This window comes from Ruegeria sp. CE12 (assembly GCF_056537525.1).
In genome coordinates, this window is the sequence record NZ_JBQFRS010000014.1 from 1 (window position 1) to 15,412 (window position 15,412).

Below are 15,412 nucleotides of genomic sequence, written 5' to 3' on the forward strand. Positions count from 1 at the left end.
AGGTCGACCCTCGGGGCCGACGTTTCAACTCAGGCCCTCTGGGCATCCTATGAGTGGAAGTTCTAGGAAGAAAACTCTCAAGGGCCGCTACCACCTTCTTGTTCGTGGCCCCGAGATAGCAACTTACCAAGACTGCTATCTCTGTGGACCACCGCAAATCACTCACAAGGGTGGTCCACAAACTCTCTCCAAGTGCTTCAGAGCCAGGCAAAGTAGCAAAATTGGCAGAGGCTCTGTCAGTTTAGGCCGAATAACGCGTCGTAGCAGGCATAAACCTTTGGCCTATGCCGCTTGAATTCTGCCGAAAGGCCAATTTTGTCGTGCGCAACAGCTTCTCAAATATGACCGACCGCATTCTTGCGGTGGCAATCATCATTGAAAGGAATGCAAATGAACAAGCTTGGCAAACTGGCATTGCTGGCAGCTATCGCCACACCCGGGATGGTTTGGGCACAGGTCAACGTCGGAGATGTTCTGGGGTCTTCAGAGACCGCCATTCGCTCCGCGCTGGAAGCGAAAGGGTACGTCATATCTAAGATAGAAACTGAGGATGACGAGATCGAAGTGCAGGCTGCGATGGATGGCAAAGCTTACGAGATCGAAGTTTCCGCTGAATCCGGCGAGATTTTGGAGATCGAACGGGAAGAACCCTCTGACGACAGCTGATGAAACCTTGGCACGCTCTGTTCGGGAGCGTGCCAACTACATACCGAGAACCGACCCATGACGCGCGTTTCCATCCTTTGGTCTCTCTTCGCTGTGCAAGCAGTCTGCAGCGCTTATTTTCTCATGGACATTTTTGTGGACACTCTGTGGCCTACATCCAGTTTCCCGATGGCGGAAAGCGATCTTGTCGAGACCATGGTGGCAATTACGCTTGTCAGCGGATTGGCATTCACGACTTACGAGTTGCGAAACATCCTCAGCCGCCAAAACGAGTTGGAAGATCAGGTAAGAATAGCCACCGGTGCCTTCGGAGAAGTTCTGGAAGCCCGTTTTCGATTGTGGTCTTTGACAAGCGCTGAGCGCGAAGTGGCAATCTTTGCAATCAAAGGTTACTCGATCGCCGAAATTGCCGCGCTTAGGAATACCAAACAGGGCACAATCAAAGCCCAATGCGCGTCGGTTTATCGAAAGGCAGGCGTAACGGGGCGCCTGCAACTTCTCAGCGTATTTATCGATGACCTGCTTGCGGACAGCTTGCTGGGCAATACCCCCAATTCTCAAAAAGAGGAGCTGTCATGAATCCGGTAGGCCTCATTCTGATTGGTGCAACGACACTTGTCCCAGCATACCAGCTGTGGTCGCTGAAAGGTATCTCTGACCATACTGCATTGTTCTCGCAGTATTTGGGTCTTGCCGCTCTTATCCTTATGGCGTGGGGTCAGGTTCTGTCCACGCGTCTGAGGGGTGTCGAGCATTTGTTCGGTGGGCTGGATCGAGTTTACGTCCTGCATAAATGGGCAGGTATCGTGGCTATGGTGGCACTCCTTATGCACGATACGATTGGCGCTGAAATACCCGCTTTGGGCCGCGAAACCGCACTAAACGACTTTGCTGAGTCACTCGGTGAAATAAGCCTGTATGGCCTTTTGCTGTTGGTTCTCATCTCAGTGGCAACATTCATTCCCTACCACCTGTGGAAGTGGTCGCACAAAGCGATGGGTGCCCTGTTTGCAATTGGGGCTCTGCATTTCTTTCTTATCATGAAACCCTTTGCGATGACCGATCCTGCGGGGCTGTACACAGGTTCGTTCTGTGTGTCTGGTATGGCCGCCTACCTGTGGATGCTGCTCCCGGACAGGTTGCGCCCGTCATATTGCTACGAGATCTCAAAGCTTGAAACCACCGGCGGAGCATTGGCCATTACACTGGAGCCGGAGGAGAGAGGCCTCAGCCCGCTGCCCGGACAGTTTGGCGTTCTGCGTTTTACAGGTGCTGGAAAAAATGAACCCCATCCGTTCAGTTTTTCAAAGATCGGACTCGGCGGCGAACTGCGCGTGACTGTAAAATCTCTTGGGGATTACACTGCTACCCTGAACAGAACATTGAAAACTGGACAGTTGGTGCGTGTTCAAGGGCCATTTGGCAGGTTCCGCTACGCCGGCAAAGGGGCGGAAGTCTGGGTTGCGGCAGGTATCGGCATCACGCCCTTTCTTGCCTGGTCCGATGCATTGGAGGCGAGTAACGAGCCTGTACATCTATTCTATTGTGTCAGGTCGCGAACGGACGCTCCGCATCTAGATGAAATCGAAGAATTGTCGAAAGTGAAACCAAATCTGCATCTGCATCTCATGGTCTCGGGTGAGGGAAAACGGATCAGCGCAGAAAAGATTGCCGATGCGATTGGGCCAAGTCTGTCTCGAGCCAAGGTTTCGTTCTGCGGACCAGCCTCCCTCCGGGCGTCACTCCGGGCGGGGTTGAGGCCTTACGGCATAACTTCGCGACGTTTTCACTATGAAGAGTTTGAATTCCGAAACGGCATCGGACTCAAACGCTTGATAAAGTGGTTGAGCGGACGGTTTCTGAGTTTGCGCGCTCGCAGCAGGCGGGAACGGATCTCGCCTTCCCAGGAGAACATGACATGAAGCAAGTTAAGTATGCACCTACTAACGACATCTTTCGTGTTGGCTTGTCGTACTTTTAGAATGGGCGGTAGAAATCGGCCTTCCTGCCCTGTTTTCAAAACCACTTTGCCGGGAACCGCAGCAATAGCCGATCAAGTTCATTGTTCTGCTCAGGTTCCAGCTCGGATCTTAGTTCTTGCATCAAAGGTGCCCTGCCCCAACGCTTTTCGTATACGCCTTTGATAGAAAACAAGTTCGTTCGGCGTTTTAGAATTGTTGCGATCAGACCATGAGTTTTTCGGCGCACGGCGATCGAAGAAGCGCGGTAAGGCCGTTCCATTGAGGTGATGCTGCGGGGGTTTGGTTGCGCCGGAAACGCGACGCTAGAAAAGAGGTCGATAGGCGCGCGGCCGAGCCGGATTGATCTCATCAGAACATTGGCGAATGCCAAGGTGAAGTCTCGGAATTCGCTTTTGTTCTTGGTACTTGATCGCACTGATAGGCTCTTTTCAAGCGCCAATTCCAAGTGGATTACTTCATTCCAGGCTATCTGCACATTACGGTTGTCGCGCAGTTCCAAGACGGTCGAAGAAGACATGTCGGGTAATCCAAGCTGCGTCGAATAGAGTGAGCCGCAAGCACTACATGCGAGAACGACATTGCTGCCATCAAATACGAAGGCCGGCTCAGCTTCGCGATCATGACATGCCATGCAATGGGTGGTAAGCGGCCTCCGGTGCGCCAAACAGAATGTCCGGGTGGTCATCCTCCAAGCCAACCGCAAGAATTGGTCATGGCCGTTGAGCTGGTCGCGGAGCAGGCAACGCGGACACCACGCAAACGAAGGCGCCTTGCTGAAGCGGTCCGAGCCCAAGTGTTTCCCCCCTGCCCGCCTCAGCCACTTTGTGTGAACGCCAGGGTTGGTGCCTGGTAAGGTCAGCAGTTCCAGCCTGCGTTTTTCCGGGTCCAGAGCATCGTTCAAGCCAGCCAAAATGACACCATGATCCAGTTTATCCAGATCCTCGGGAAGTCTCGTGAAACTCTGATATCTCGCTGAAGGAAACAGCTCTCGAAGGTAGGATAAGGGATCTGTCGAATTCATCGAAGCCGCGCGACCTACGAACGAATTCAAGCTTTCCATCGAATAGGGTGTGACGTTCATAACGGCCGTTCCTAACTGCGATGGCTTACCCAGGTGTCGAAATCCAAGCGCTCACTGCCAGACACAATCGCATAGATCGCGAAACCAGTGAGCACCTGCATCACATTTTTGCAGATACCATTCGACTTCCTGATGATGGCCTTGCGGAGCTTTGGGTCGCGGGAAAGTACCCCCTTTACCTGCACCGGGCACCATCGTTCAAACCCGTCAAGAAACTCGATGAAATCATCTTCCCGATACGTCCAGGCGCGATACTTATAGTGTACAGATCGCCCCTGTGTTTGTTCATCTTCCAATGCCCATCGCCAGATACGTGGAGCACCTGTGAGAACGACCCTGATATCGTATTCGGAAATCAAGTAGTGGACGTAGTTCTGATAAGAAATCTGCTGGCGTTTCTGAAAGCTATAGGTACGGTGAAAGTCCTCCAAGATGACGAGTCTGGTTTTTAGATGTCCCAGAAGTTCAAGAGTTTTGCGGTAGGAAGAATAGCGCGGCATAGCCCCGTAGCCAGGGATGGCAAGGTTCGCGCGAAGTGCATCACAATAATCAACGAAGTCGCCACTTGGATGGATGAGTTGGTTTACGACCGGGACTGTTTGCTGACCACTTCGTCCCTTAGTCGCGGGTGGGTGTTGGGCCGCAAACTGCTTGATAATGCGGGTCAGCCCCATTCCAGCCGGGGCGGTCAAGAAAACAAGCTTGTTCTCGCAGTCTAAGGGCTCATGGATCAACTCATTCAATCGATTTCGAAAGGCGCGAATGGCTGATGTCTCAAAAAAAGCGCCGTTGCGAATGTAGCGAATACGTTCTGGAACCGATGCCTGTGACATATCTGGAAAGCGTTGAGATGGAGTATGGTTCATGACGACTTACCCGGCACCGATAAGCCTCGTGGGTCACGAAGATCGCGAATGTCGCAACCATGCGTTTGAGGGTGACCGTCGAAGCGACTGATCTCCCTTTTGCGCCGATTTGCTTCCGCCAGGATCTGTTTGCGGTGATCGTGAACTACGGTAGGGTCAGGTGCGTTCATTGCCGCTTGCAGCCTTTTTTCCTTGCGCTTGTTGTGTTTTTTCCATTCATTGAGGGACATTGGATCGCGCGGAAAATACTCACTCCGGGCTTCGTGAAAGACATCGTCGTCGGCACTGATGTATACTGTTCGAATGTCAGTGGGATCATACTTGAGTACAACGCTCTTCACGCCGCAGTTTTTCATCTTTTGTAGCTGTTCCGAACGATAGAACATCCCGAACAGTTCAAGGCCCTCCCGCTGGATTTTGCGCCTCTCAAACGGCAGAAAATCAAGGCGAAACCGATCCGGATCTTTTGGCAGTCGTGGGCTGGACACACTCTCGCGCCAGCTAACATTCCAAGCATTCATAGGAGACGTCAGCAGCCGGCGCTTCTTATCATGGACGTAGTCGCGAAGTATGAACTCGAGCAGGAGTCTCTCAACGTCAAACAAGGCAAGCCTCGCCTGCTTTTCGGGTTGATAGGTTCCCTTCTTTTTGGTGTTTGAAAAAGTGGTTCCAGGAAGGGTCTGAACGAAGGCCTGGATTGTTCCTATGAAACGCTCGACGTGCCCACCGAGATGCGGCTGCGCCACGGGGCGAAATATGTGCTCGACGCCGTATTGTTCCAGCCCCCAATTGAAGGCTTTAGATTTGAGGTCGGTCCCGTTGTCGCTGCTGATCACGAGGGGCAACCCATACACTGGCCACTCATATGGAATACCCATTTCTGTAAGGTATTCTGCCTTTGGAAAAACGGATCGATGAAAGGCCTTCAATAGGTTGATTGCGGAGGGTGCTTCCATCGACAGGTAAATGCCTGTTGGCATTGCCGTCGCCACATCTAACAGGACTGTCAAATACGGCCGTCCCAGACATTCTCCTGTGATGGGATCGATGACCATCAAGTCCAGCTTCGTATGATCAATCTGAACAACCGAAAGCGGACCTTCTACAAAATACTTGCCACGGACGATTTGGTAAGCTTGTCGCGCCGCCCTGCTCCCGTGGCGTTTCAGCTTGATCACTCGATCTGGGATCGCATTGATCCTGTTGATCAAAGCTGTCTTTGAGATTTCTGGGAGGCCCAATTCTGATAGTTTTCGGTTGATGTCATTCAGAGCTTTTGCGACCAAGATCTTGTTTCGAGAAAGAAATTCCTTGCAAAGGTAGTCGTTGACAACTTTCTCAGCCTCGTCGCAGAGCTTGATACTCATCCTTTTGGGGCCAGGTTTCGAACGTCGCAACGCAGATGCCCGATCATCAAGTTGCGCTCGCTTAAGCAGCCTATAAGCAGCAGATCTCGAAAGACTGTGCGCCCTGCAAAAGTCTTGCACAGCTGCTTTGGTCTGAAAACCAGTTTGAATATATGGGGTAAGGTCTCTGCGAAGTGCAAACGCCCGCGCCCACTCGCGCTCATCGCGAGCAGTGTCGTTTTTCGACATGATCGGCTCCTTGTAGGCAAGGCATACTTGAAGGCTCGAAAACTTCGAGTGGCAGCCTTGACTTTGAGATTGGATTGGAGAAGATCGAGATGACGGTTGCGAACAGCCATTCAATCTTTGTGAAAGCCTATGTGTTGGAGCACATAGGCTTTTGCTTTTCTACGTCAGGTCATGTCGCACCTCCCTTTTGCCCATATCGATCAGGCCAAAGTGAGGCAGGAGTCGTTTTCAGGCGGATTGCTATTGCCTGCTCGATACGTTTGGAGCGTCTAGCACCCCTAGCTACGTCTGTGACTGCCGTGTGGGAAACTTCGAGATCCCTTGCTATAGATCTGAGTGTCACACCAGCGGCAGCCAGGTCGGTCTTCAATTTGGAATATGCGTTGTTCATCTTGAAATCTCGAAGCTTCTGTGCAGAGTGAAAGCTGCCAGTGGATTCGAGTCAACCATTTGTTATTAAACGGTTTTGACGACAATACTATAACATCGTGGTCCGCGCCATAACAACGTCACATGTCATCTTCGAATTGTCGTTGGGCAAATAAACCAAAGGCAAGTGACTCGCGGAATCCGTGTGCCAGTACAAACTACAAATTGCCGAACCAGAAAAAAGGACAAGGCTTTCCCAGAATACATCACCCCACAACGAGGCTTGGCATTAGTAAATCTCGAACTCCACGGATGTGTCGACATCCATGGGGCAAATGACCTTTGCAACATGGGTTTCACCACCCCCGTTATTGTCATTGGTACCGACAATGGCGGCAATACGTTGAGCTTTCAGGCGTTACAGCGAGAATTAGCCGCGCATATCGAAACAGGAGGCTTGCTGGCAGCACTGGCGGTTGAACATCCGTTCATCCTCGAAGCTAGGGAACGGATGAACACTGACCAATTTCTATCCAACAATGTGGTTGTGTTTGACGAGAGCCACCTGAACAAACTGTCACCAACAGAACTTCCTGACGTCTATGCACGATCAGCGAGGAGTTGGCGACCATGAAAAATCAAACATCCTGCTGTGTCAGAACGCTGCGTTCAATTTCGATGGGTTGCACATCTCCATGTAACAATTGGGTACACCACAAAGAGACGCTTAGATGTGACGCGATCCACCGCCCCGTTAGGGTGGTCAATTCAACTATGTGACAGATTGAACATCACCCCTACTCTAATGTGATAGATACCAAATGCCCCGCATCGGATACGCCAGAATCAGCGCCACGAGCCAAGATCTCGACATTCAAACTGCAGCACTGAAGAAAGCTGGGTGCGAGATCGTACGGTCTGAGACAGGATCAGGCGCATCGCGTGATGGGCGCACGGAACTGGAAACCATCTTCGAATTCTTACGCGAAGGCGATGAACTGGTTGTGCATCGACTTGATCGCCTAGGTCGTTCTACCCGGGATGTTCTGAACCTAGTACATGAACTGGATGCCAAGGGCGCTTCCCTGCGGGTTCTTGAACCGGAAGTGAGTACAGCCGGTGATATTGGTCGAATTGTGGTAACGGTGCTCGGCATAGTCGCTGATATGGAGCTGAAATTCATCCGAGACAGACAGAGAGCGGGTATTGATGCCGCCAAGGAAAGAGGTGTCTATCGTGGCAGACGTAAACAAGTAGATGACCAACATATTCGATCTCTTGTGGCCACTGGTTTATCAAAAGCCCAAATTGCACGCGATCTGGGCGTGTCACGGATGACTATCTATCGCGCGCTCGGCGCGCCGACCGGACAACAGAATACGGACAGCCTGAAAGACGCGGAAAACAATCTTGAAAAGTATTCACGCGAGGAAAAGTAAAGAGCTGTTTCCTGGCAGTTCGGCCTTGCTAGCTCTGGGATTCAAATCTTGGATCGATCTTGTGGATTTTTGTCCCGCGAAGATGTGCAGCGAATAGTTGCCCTATCGGAAGTATGTATGCCGCTCTCGTTTTCAATACCAGGTGGGAATACGCTAGCAGGCTCCATTTTGCCCTTTGCAATATCTAGTGCTTCTTTTGCACCCCTAGTGAGGCTATCGCCAATTTCTGTCATCGTTCCCTGCCAACTGTCTGTTCAGAATAGATAACATAATTGGTTGTGCATTTCTGCTTTGGAGGGTGTTTGGTTCAGCCGATAACGATTTATTGCAGCCGAGGTAGGCTTTTTCTGACTTGATTGGGTGGTCAGGGCTTTTGGATTTCCCGACCACCCCGCACTCATGCTTCTTCGTTCGATGCTCTATTCTTCATTGTCGTAAGAAAGCGAAGCTTCAAGCGCTTCAAGCAACATTTGCTCGTGGCGAATTGGCATGTCATCAACGCTCCATACTCGCCGTGGATCAGGCCAAATTTGTTCGAACAGTTCCTCGGTCAGAACAACGAAGGAAACACGTCCTCTATGTCTAAGCCAGGTCGGTCCCTTGGAAGCATGCTCGGTCAGACTAAGCGCTGCATCTTGGAGCATCTCGACGTCAAATCGTCTGCCTTGGATTGGTGGTAAATCTGGTCGTCTCATTCGGTTTCCTTTCAATTCGCACGACAACAGACACGGAGAAATCCGTGTTGGGTGCGACTAACTGGAAAACAATCAAGACATGATTTGAGCTAGCATAGTTTAGTGCCTTCAGCAACGTTGTTCGGTAGCGTGATCCGGCCGTACGTCAGGGTTTATTAGAAGGGCCGCCATGCGGGATTTTGCTGCCGCTCTCTGCAGTTGCAACTTTTGGAGCAAGACTGAGGAAAGGGCCACCAAGCTGACGTTCGCTGCGGTTGCAACACCGATTACAGCGAACGACAGCAATGTGCAGAAAACTGACTCCCTCAAACCTTGAAGTTTAGCGAGACAACGACAAATCATGGCGCAGGAGGATATTGTTAACTGAACGTTAACGGCGCGTTCCTTCTACATTCAATGTTAGTCCTGCATTATAGCGTTCCGTTGTCTTGTCGGGGGCGTCCTGCTCAGGCTCATTCGATCAGATTGGAAGATCCAAATGCTAAACTACTCCCTAACTTTTGCCGTTGCCTCGATGGGAATTGTCATTGGTTTTCTCGTAGCCCTTGTTTTTATGTGAAGACACAAAAACTAGCATAGAAGCTTTCAACTCAGTGTAGTCGATCTGAATAAGCCATCGCCTTAAGTGCGCTACAAGCGGCAAGCGCAGTCTCGTTTATGACTGCCTTTACTTGATCAACTCGTTTTCTTTCTCATGTGCCAATCAATACATCGCATTTCAAACCGCCAAAGCGTTCTGACGCCCCCAGTTCCAGCTTGCCACCGTAGGCGTTCAACAAATCAACAGAAATTGCCAGCCCCAATCCGGTTCCATCGACCGCGGTATCAAGGCGCCCACCGGACCGAAGGACCTCTCGTCGTGCATATTCTGGAATCCCTGGCCCATCATCTTCAACGCAAATCTCGATGCCAGATCCAACGCGAATTGCCGAGATGTGAAACGTCGTTCGGCACCACTTGAGTGCATTGTCGAGAAGGTTTCCGATCACTTCTTCAATATCCTGAGGATCCATCCTAACACGCAGACCGGTCTGACAATATGAAGTAAGCGTTTTTCCTTCGCGTTCAGCCATGTCGAAAAACAACCTGGATAATCGTTCGATCGAATTCGTCAGATCTGTTCGGGAATGCGTGAGTTCTCCGGTGTTGGACGCCCGCATGCGAGCGAGTGAACGACCAAGTTGGGCGTCAATTCGGCTGAGGGCCTCTTCTGCAGGTTCGGTATTTATTCCGGAATCCGACAAGTCCGCCAGTTCGTTTCGCAGAATGGCCGCCGGTGTTTTGAGCGCATGCGCCAGATCCGCGGCCTGCCTTCGTGAACTTGAGACAATCTCCCGATTTCGATGTAACAATTGATTGAGATCTTCTACGAGCGGAGAAACCTCTTCCGGGTAATCTTGTGGCTTCAGATCGTCGCCCTGATCCCAGCGATGGGCCACATCAGCGCGCAACTTTCTGAGTGGGCCAACAATAGCTGACATCAGCAAAAGGGAACTGGCCACCCCGATCAATCCGACCAGCCCAAAAACCGGAAGCAAATTGCTTTGCGCATCTCTACGCTCACTGATCAGTAAGTGTCTGCTTTCAGCAACAGTCACACCCCATTCTGCTCCGTCTTCAAACGCGATCTTTTGAAAGACGCTACGAACAGCCTCGCCATCCGGACCTGTGGTATTCCAGACAATCGCTTCATTATCGTTCTGCGAAGGCGCTGCAATCGTCTCATCGAATAGCGAGGCAGAGGTAAAGGTGAATCCGTTGTTGTCTGTTACTTGCCAATACCTCCCTGAATAGGGTGTGCTGTAAGCAGGATCGAACATCAATTCGCGCAGGATTTCGGGTTCATCTGTCGTAGAACTAAGCCCAACGACAAGCTGGGTGTGACGGTCTATCAACGCTCCGTCGAACTGTTCGAGGACTCGTGTATTGATATACGAGAAAACCACAAGGGTACCAACGCCAACGGACAACGCACCAGAGGCAAGACCTCCAAGCAAGGCACGTTGGCGCAACGAGAGCATCAGGACGGATCAATCATGTAGCCGCGCCCTCGAACAGTTTTGATCAGATCGGGACCCAGCTTCTTGCGCAGGCGTGTCACGAATACGGCTATAGTGTTGGAATCTCGATCACCGTCATATTCGTAGATGTGTTCGGACAATTCAGTACGTGAGACCATACGACCAATGTTGTGCGCAAGATAAGTCAGAACCGCGATTTCTTGTGCGGTAAGATCGACGGGGATTCCATCGACGCTGACCCGGCCGTTTCGCGTATCCAGCGAGACATCACCCATTTCTATCACCGGGTTCATCTGGCCGCTTTGTCGTCGCAGGATTGCACGGACTCGCGCGGCCAATTCCGGCATGTGGAATGGCTTGGTCATGTAGTCATCCGCACCCGCATCCAGACCGTCGACACGTTCGCTCCAACCATCTCGGGCAGTCAGGATCAACACAGGTGTTTTGACACCTGAACTACGCCATTCACGCAGCACTGAAATACCATCACGTTCAGGCAAGCCAATGTCGAGAATGATCATGTCGTAGGGCTCGGTTGCCCCCAAATGCAATGCATCCGTACCGTTGTGGGCGACGTCCACCACGCGGCCTTCGGCACCCAGCAGCCTTTTGACTTGCTCGCATAGCTGGGGTTCATCTTCGGCAAGAAGTATTCGCATATCCAGAGACTACAGCTAAATCGACCTCAGCTTCACATTAATTTCTACCATTCCCATTTCCATTCCCGCCGCCGTTTCCACCACTGTTGCCGCCGCCGTTACCGTTGCCGTTACCGCCGCCGTTACCGTTGCCGTTTCCACCACCGTTGCCGTTGCCGCCACTGTTACCATTGCCACCACCGTTACCGTTGCCACCACCGTTACCGTTGCCGCCACTGTTACCATTGCCACCTGCACTGCTTTGGCTTCCACTGTTCCCACGGTTGGTAGAATTGCCCTGACCATTACTGCTTTTGGCTCTCGTTGAATTGGAACGTGCAGCTTCGGAAATCTCGCGCCCGACACTCGAGCGATTTGAAACAACAGTGCCGGTCTCGGCATTCACAATCACACTGACGATCTTACCCCCCGGCTTCTTGATCAGAATTCGGTAGTATATCTTGTCCGTTTTGAAGGCGCGCGCGTCGACCGGAGTACCGCCATAGGCTTTTTCCACACCGTTTATGACACGTTTCAACCGGATCGCGCTTCCTGACAGTGTTGCCATACGCAGCTCGGCCTGTTTGAGTTCACGCGCATCCGCTGCCGCTTGTCCTGCGGACAAGACAGTCAGCAAAGCTGCAAGCAACAAAAACGCTTTGGTCTGCATTAAACCCTCATACCTTTGGCAAAGAGTATAGGGCCGTACGTGAACCGCTGATGAACAAGCAGTTAGCGCTGCGTTCAAGCACCCTCACGTCAAATAACAGAAATCATCAGCGATTCGAATGCGAATAGAACCGCCAAACACCCCGGCTATCTTCAGCGCGTTGAGCGCAGTCGGCGTGTGTCATGAGGAGACATCAGATGAAAGACACCGTTTGCGGACTGCTAAAGGCCTCTACTCTTACTGTCGCTTTGTTGGGTTCGGTGGCCATTGTTGCCACAGTGGCAACTCCTGATTTTGCCTATGCTAAGGGAGGCAACGGCAATGGCGGCGGAAACGGCAACGGTGGCGGAAACGGCAACGGTGGTGGAAACGGCAATGGTGGCGGAAACGGCAATGGCGGCGGAAACGGCAATGGTGGCGGAAACGGCGCCAATGGAGCTTCCGGAGATCAGAACTCGGTAGGAAATGGTGGCCGTGGAAAAGGAGCCGTCAGAGGCCCTAGCGGCACCAAAGCCGGAGGAACCAGACAAGACAATTCAAGATCGCAATCTGCGCGGTCCGGTCAAGGAAAAGGCGGCGGATTTTCTCTGAAGGATCTGTTTAGTGGAAAAGGGAAAGTGCGCAAAACGACCTCCTCCGCAAAGGGCACCACGACAACGAGAAGCAAGCCCAAAGCCAATGCGCAAACCACTGTTCGCCGGACTGCAGTTGTGGACGCGTCCATACGCCCTGTTGCCCGCACCACAGGCAATCGTATCGCGGCGCTGCTTGGAGCGCACCCGTCTGAATTGGGTGCGCTGAACGCAGCCAATGCCAGCCCAACCGCTTTAGCAAACGCTGCTCCAAATTCGCGCGTAGGCAGAATTGCCAATTATCGAGATACAGTGCTGGCCGGAGAACCTTTGCGTGAGGATCTGGAGGAGCATTTGGAGGTCCTCGCAGGATTGGAGCCGCCGGACCGGACGGTGCAGGAAATCGAGAATGATTTGGAGGCCGCTCTGGGAGATGTTCAAGACAACCGGGACAAAGTCCAAGAGCTTGAGCAGGCTTTGGAAGACGCTGGCGGCACAGATCCAGAGATCGAAGCGCAGCTCGAAGAAGCCCGAGCCGCTTTGGACGGCTCAATCGATCAGGCTCAGGAACTGAATGACGAGAGGCAGGCTGCCATCGACTACAATGAAGCCGTTGCAGAGGTGGAAGAACTGGCAGATCGTGTTGAAGAACAAGACTTAGCCGAGCGTGAAGCTCTGGAAGCCGCAGCCAACAAGCCAGTCACTGACGCAGTTGAGGAACAAGTCAAATCGCTTCTGGGTTTGTAGCCGTGGGCGTTTCAGACCAATCTTGGTCTTCAGACAGAACTATCTACTCGCGGATGTTCTGAAAGTTGGTCCAGCCTATTGCTTCACGAAGATTGAAGAGGCTGGACCACATTGTTTGAAATGCCGACATAGAAAATCGGTTACCACTAGGCGCGACAAAAGAGAGATCCCGCCCCAATGTGGGGCGGGATTCACATTACAATTCCGATGGTTAGGACGAATATCGAGAATTGTTGGGGGGCAACTGATTTGCCTTCAGACGTTGTTATGAGCCTCGGACAGCCGGTCGTTTTTTATGATCTCGTTAAGTGCATTTTCTATAGGAGGGAAGCGACCATTGCTCGATTTCATCCCAGTTAGCAGACGCTTTCCGGCGCTCTTTTCGGAGGTCTGCATTGCAGCTGTTGTGCAACGGTCTTCAGTTACAAAGGCAGGCTTGATCATGCTGTTCCCCTTGTTTTTGACCAAACTACATACATTTCGTTTGATCCAACTTGGTCACTATGCCCAAGCTTGGTTGAACACATCGAGAATACATTGTTCACGTTCAGTTAATGTTGTTCGCGAAATAAGAACAAAGGAGCTGTTGGCCGCACAATACTGTTGAAGTGCTTTCAACTTTTGCGGTTTGGGAGGTCGTTTGTTGAGCATATCGTATTGAGGGGCCCACCGTGCTCCAGAGGAAGAACATGGAGGTCGGGAGTCACTGCTTATGCGCTCAGCAATGCTCGTCCTCGAGCGTAACTTGGCAACTAAAGTTAGAAAGGCACCAGCAATGAAAACAATATTGGGAATTGTAGCAACCCTGGTGGCATTCCAAACTTCGTCGGTTGCCACTGCGATGAATAGACCACAAACTCCTAAGCTCAAACCAATCGCTGAAGCCTATACAACCACACAGCCTACTCCGGTGAAATCCAAGTCAGGACATTGCCCGCCTGGCTTGGCGAAGAAAGCAGTGCCATGTGTGCCGCCCGGCCAAGCCAAGCGATATCGGGTCGGGGATTACATCTATGATGGGTATGTGCGTATCGACAACCCTAACAGATACGGTCTTAGACGAAACGGCTACTACGTGCGCGCCGGCGACTATGTGTACGAAGTGAACCGTGAGACGCACGAGGTGTTGAACCTGATAGGGGCAATAGCCGATGTACTGAATTAAGTATCATCGCCGTTAGTTAGACTTATCACGATTTGCTGTCATTCCCTCCCGTTTGCACTCACTGAAGTCAGTGCTCAACGCTGACATGGCCATGCAAACAGACTGTTGCCGCCGCAGTCGACAGATAGAATACCCAAAAGAATTTCCGGTACTGTTTGCTTATTGCTGGCGGAGTAAGTTGCTATTTGTCGTATTCGATAACGAAGTCAGCTAATTCAAACCCATGAAGTCTCCCGGCGTCTTCAACCCTGCGCTTTAAAGTGTCATCGGTCGCAAAGCCCGCTCATCAGCCTTTCTAAATCTAGATTTGAATGTCTGGAGTATGCGGTTCGTGACTTCCTATAAATGCGAAAGGCCGAAGCTTGGCCGACTGACTGCGGCTAAGGGTTCTTTCAATCTATTCGGGCCTGTCGCAGAGAAAGACCAGTGCGAGCCCAAAGTTTCACTAGTCGGAACGTAGTTTTGAGAGCATCGGGCAAGAGACATTCCCGCTGTCGCAGTTGGCTGTGAGTTCATTCAGCGCCGCTTCCAATCGCTTCAGCTCGTTTATCTTTTCACGCACATTGAAGATATGAAGCTCAGCCAGCTCTTTTACGGATCGGCAATCTTCTCCGTCGCCTTCGGACAGGTCGAGAAGCGTCTTAGTATCGGCTAGTGGAAAGCCCAAATCACGGCATTTTTTCAGAAAACGTAGTCTTCCAACATCGTGCGTGGAGTACATCCGCCGGTTATTAGGTGCCCGTTCCGGTTTGGGCACAATCCCTTCCCGTTCGTAATAGCGGATCGTTTCAATGCCGACACCGCTTTGCCGGGATGCTTCCCCAATCGAAAACATGTGAGTTTTCCCTGTCTTGATCCTGTAGCGACTACAGAAGTTATACGAGAGGCTGACACTTCGACAACTCC

At 51.7% G+C, this 15,412-nt stretch carries 17 protein-coding genes; 7 read left to right on the forward strand and 10 right to left on the reverse strand.

Going from position 1 to position 15,412, the window contains the following annotated elements:
• The first annotated feature begins 390 nt into the window (after window positions 1-390).
• From ACR0IO_RS21070 to ACR0IO_RS21080, 3 genes are all read left to right on the forward strand, one after another.
• Window positions 391-666, forward strand: a complete 276-nt coding sequence (locus tag ACR0IO_RS21070; RefSeq protein WP_480744459.1) for a PepSY domain-containing protein — start codon at window positions 391-393, stop codon at window positions 664-666.
• A gap of 123 nt (window positions 667-789) precedes the next feature.
• The gene (locus ACR0IO_RS21075; RefSeq protein ID WP_480744462.1) at window positions 790-1,245 is read left to right on the forward strand and encodes a helix-turn-helix transcriptional regulator; all 456 of its coding nucleotides are present in this window, start codon (window positions 790-792) and stop codon (window positions 1,243-1,245) included.
• On the forward strand, window positions 1,242-2,588 hold the full coding sequence (locus tag ACR0IO_RS21080; RefSeq protein ID WP_480744464.1) for a ferredoxin reductase family protein: 1,347 nt from the start codon (window positions 1,242-1,244) through the stop codon (window positions 2,586-2,588). Before ACR0IO_RS21075 ends, ACR0IO_RS21080 begins: the two co-directional genes overlap by 4 nt.
• A 94-nt stretch (window positions 2,589-2,682) precedes the next feature.
• Here ACR0IO_RS21080 and ACR0IO_RS21085 read toward each other — a convergent pair whose 3' ends face one another.
• The 4 genes from ACR0IO_RS21085 to ACR0IO_RS21100 form a co-directional block, all read right to left on the reverse strand.
• Window positions 2,683-3,729 carry a TniQ family protein gene (locus ACR0IO_RS21085; RefSeq protein ID WP_480744466.1) on the reverse strand — a complete coding sequence of 349 codons (1,047 nt, stop codon included), beginning with the start codon at window positions 3,727-3,729 and terminating at the stop codon, window positions 2,683-2,685.
• Window positions 3,730-3,740: 11 nt separating this feature from the next.
• Window positions 3,741-4,595 (reverse strand): TniB family NTP-binding protein, encoded by an 855-nt coding sequence (locus tag ACR0IO_RS21090; protein ID WP_480744468.1) that lies wholly within the window; start codon window positions 4,593-4,595, stop codon window positions 3,741-3,743.
• Window positions 4,592-6,190 carry a transposase gene (locus ACR0IO_RS21095; protein WP_480744470.1) on the reverse strand — a complete coding sequence of 533 codons (1,599 nt, stop codon included), beginning with the start codon at window positions 6,188-6,190 and terminating at the stop codon, window positions 4,592-4,594. The genes ACR0IO_RS21090 and ACR0IO_RS21095 overlap by 4 nt, the downstream gene beginning before the upstream one ends.
• A 169-nt stretch (window positions 6,191-6,359) precedes the next feature.
• Window positions 6,360-6,581 carry a helix-turn-helix domain-containing protein gene (locus tag ACR0IO_RS21100; protein WP_480744473.1) on the reverse strand — a complete coding sequence of 74 codons (222 nt, stop codon included), beginning with the start codon at window positions 6,579-6,581 and terminating at the stop codon, window positions 6,360-6,362.
• A 327-nt stretch (window positions 6,582-6,908) separates the two neighbouring features.
• Between ACR0IO_RS21100 and ACR0IO_RS21105 the strand changes: the two genes are divergently transcribed.
• Together ACR0IO_RS21105 and ACR0IO_RS21110 are read left to right on the forward strand one after the other, a co-directional pair.
• Window positions 6,909-7,193 (forward strand): hypothetical protein, encoded by a 285-nt coding sequence (locus ACR0IO_RS21105; RefSeq protein WP_480744475.1) that lies wholly within the window; start codon window positions 6,909-6,911, stop codon window positions 7,191-7,193.
• A gap of 187 nt (window positions 7,194-7,380) precedes the next feature.
• Entirely contained in the window at window positions 7,381-7,998 is a 618-nt protein-coding gene (locus ACR0IO_RS21110) for a recombinase family protein (RefSeq protein ID WP_480744477.1), read from the forward strand.
• Between the two features lie 419 nt (window positions 7,999-8,417).
• Here ACR0IO_RS21110 and ACR0IO_RS21115 read toward each other — a convergent pair whose 3' ends face one another.
• The 4 genes from ACR0IO_RS21115 to ACR0IO_RS21130 all read right to left on the reverse strand — a co-directional run bounded on the left by ACR0IO_RS21115 (window position 8,418) and on the right by ACR0IO_RS21130 (window position 12,022).
• On the reverse strand, window positions 8,418-8,693 hold the full coding sequence (locus ACR0IO_RS21115; RefSeq protein ID WP_480744480.1) for a hypothetical protein: 276 nt from the start codon (window positions 8,691-8,693) through the stop codon (window positions 8,418-8,420).
• A 692-nt stretch (window positions 8,694-9,385) separates the two neighbouring features.
• Window positions 9,386-10,714, reverse strand: coding sequence for an ATP-binding protein (locus ACR0IO_RS21120; protein ID WP_480744482.1), 1,329 nt, complete (start codon window positions 10,712-10,714; stop codon window positions 9,386-9,388).
• Window positions 10,714-11,373: a response regulator transcription factor gene (locus ACR0IO_RS21125; protein ID WP_480744484.1), complete on the reverse strand. Its 660-nt coding sequence runs from the start codon at window positions 11,371-11,373 to the stop codon at window positions 10,714-10,716. Before ACR0IO_RS21125 ends, ACR0IO_RS21120 begins: the two co-directional genes overlap by 1 nt.
• Before the next feature lie 37 nt (window positions 11,374-11,410).
• Window positions 11,411-12,022, reverse strand: coding sequence for a PepSY domain-containing protein (locus tag ACR0IO_RS21130; RefSeq protein ID WP_480744486.1), 612 nt, complete (start codon window positions 12,020-12,022; stop codon window positions 11,411-11,413).
• A gap of 197 nt (window positions 12,023-12,219) precedes the next feature.
• On the opposite strand from ACR0IO_RS21130, the gene ACR0IO_RS21135 reads away from it, so the two are divergent.
• The gene (locus tag ACR0IO_RS21135) at window positions 12,220-13,341 is read left to right on the forward strand and encodes a hypothetical protein (protein ID WP_480744488.1); all 1,122 of its coding nucleotides are present in this window, start codon (window positions 12,220-12,222) and stop codon (window positions 13,339-13,341) included.
• A 255-nt stretch (window positions 13,342-13,596) separates the two neighbouring features.
• On the opposite strand, the gene ACR0IO_RS21140 is transcribed toward ACR0IO_RS21135, so the two are convergent.
• Window positions 13,597-13,785: a hypothetical protein gene (locus tag ACR0IO_RS21140; RefSeq protein ID WP_480744492.1), complete on the reverse strand. Its 189-nt coding sequence runs from the start codon at window positions 13,783-13,785 to the stop codon at window positions 13,597-13,599.
• 499 nt (window positions 13,786-14,284) lie between these two features.
• Between ACR0IO_RS21140 and ACR0IO_RS21145 the strand changes: the two genes are divergently transcribed.
• The gene (locus ACR0IO_RS21145) at window positions 14,285-14,506 is read left to right on the forward strand and encodes an excinuclease ABC subunit A (RefSeq protein ID WP_480744494.1); all 222 of its coding nucleotides are present in this window, start codon (window positions 14,285-14,287) and stop codon (window positions 14,504-14,506) included.
• Window positions 14,507-14,951: 445 nt separating this feature from the next.
• Here the strand turns inward: ACR0IO_RS21145 and ACR0IO_RS21150 are convergent, their stop codons facing one another.
• Window positions 14,952-15,341: a MerR family transcriptional regulator gene (locus ACR0IO_RS21150; protein WP_480744497.1), complete on the reverse strand. Its 390-nt coding sequence runs from the start codon at window positions 15,339-15,341 to the stop codon at window positions 14,952-14,954.
• Window positions 15,342-15,412 lie beyond the last annotated feature (71 nt).

Excerpts from the sequence above, each read along its gene's own strand:
- ACR0IO_RS21070 (WP_480744459.1), top strand. The coding sequence starts at position 391 with ATGAACAAGCTTGGCAAACTGGCATTGCTGGCAGCTATCGCCACACCC.
- ACR0IO_RS21075 (WP_480744462.1), top strand. The coding sequence starts at position 790 with ATGGACATTTTTGTGGACACTCTGTGGCCTACATCCAGTTTCCCGATG.
- ACR0IO_RS21080 (WP_480744464.1), top strand. The coding sequence starts at position 1,242 with ATGAATCCGGTAGGCCTCATTCTGATTGGTGCAACGACACTTGTCCCA.
- ACR0IO_RS21085 (WP_480744466.1), bottom strand. The coding sequence starts at position 3,729 with ATGAACGTCACACCCTATTCGATGGAAAGCTTGAATTCGTTCGTAGGT.
- ACR0IO_RS21090 (WP_480744468.1), bottom strand. The coding sequence starts at position 4,595 with ATGAACCATACTCCATCTCAACGCTTTCCAGATATGTCACAGGCATCG.
- ACR0IO_RS21095 (WP_480744470.1), bottom strand. The coding sequence starts at position 6,190 with ATGTCGAAAAACGACACTGCTCGCGATGAGCGCGAGTGGGCGCGGGCG.
- ACR0IO_RS21100 (WP_480744473.1), bottom strand. The coding sequence starts at position 6,581 with ATGAACAACGCATATTCCAAATTGAAGACCGACCTGGCTGCCGCTGGT.
- ACR0IO_RS21105 (WP_480744475.1), top strand. The coding sequence starts at position 6,909 with ATGGGTTTCACCACCCCCGTTATTGTCATTGGTACCGACAATGGCGGC.
- ACR0IO_RS21110 (WP_480744477.1), top strand. The coding sequence starts at position 7,381 with ATGCCCCGCATCGGATACGCCAGAATCAGCGCCACGAGCCAAGATCTC.
- ACR0IO_RS21115 (WP_480744480.1), bottom strand. The coding sequence starts at position 8,693 with ATGAGACGACCAGATTTACCACCAATCCAAGGCAGACGATTTGACGTC.
- ACR0IO_RS21120 (WP_480744482.1), bottom strand. The coding sequence starts at position 10,714 with ATGCTCTCGTTGCGCCAACGTGCCTTGCTTGGAGGTCTTGCCTCTGGT.
- ACR0IO_RS21125 (WP_480744484.1), bottom strand. The coding sequence starts at position 11,373 with ATGCGAATACTTCTTGCCGAAGATGAACCCCAGCTATGCGAGCAAGTC.
- ACR0IO_RS21130 (WP_480744486.1), bottom strand. The coding sequence starts at position 12,022 with ATGCAGACCAAAGCGTTTTTGTTGCTTGCAGCTTTGCTGACTGTCTTG.
- ACR0IO_RS21135 (WP_480744488.1), top strand. The coding sequence starts at position 12,220 with ATGAAAGACACCGTTTGCGGACTGCTAAAGGCCTCTACTCTTACTGTC.
- ACR0IO_RS21140 (WP_480744492.1), bottom strand. The coding sequence starts at position 13,785 with ATGATCAAGCCTGCCTTTGTAACTGAAGACCGTTGCACAACAGCTGCA.
- ACR0IO_RS21150 (WP_480744497.1), bottom strand. The coding sequence starts at position 15,341 with ATGTTTTCGATTGGGGAAGCATCCCGGCAAAGCGGTGTCGGCATTGAA.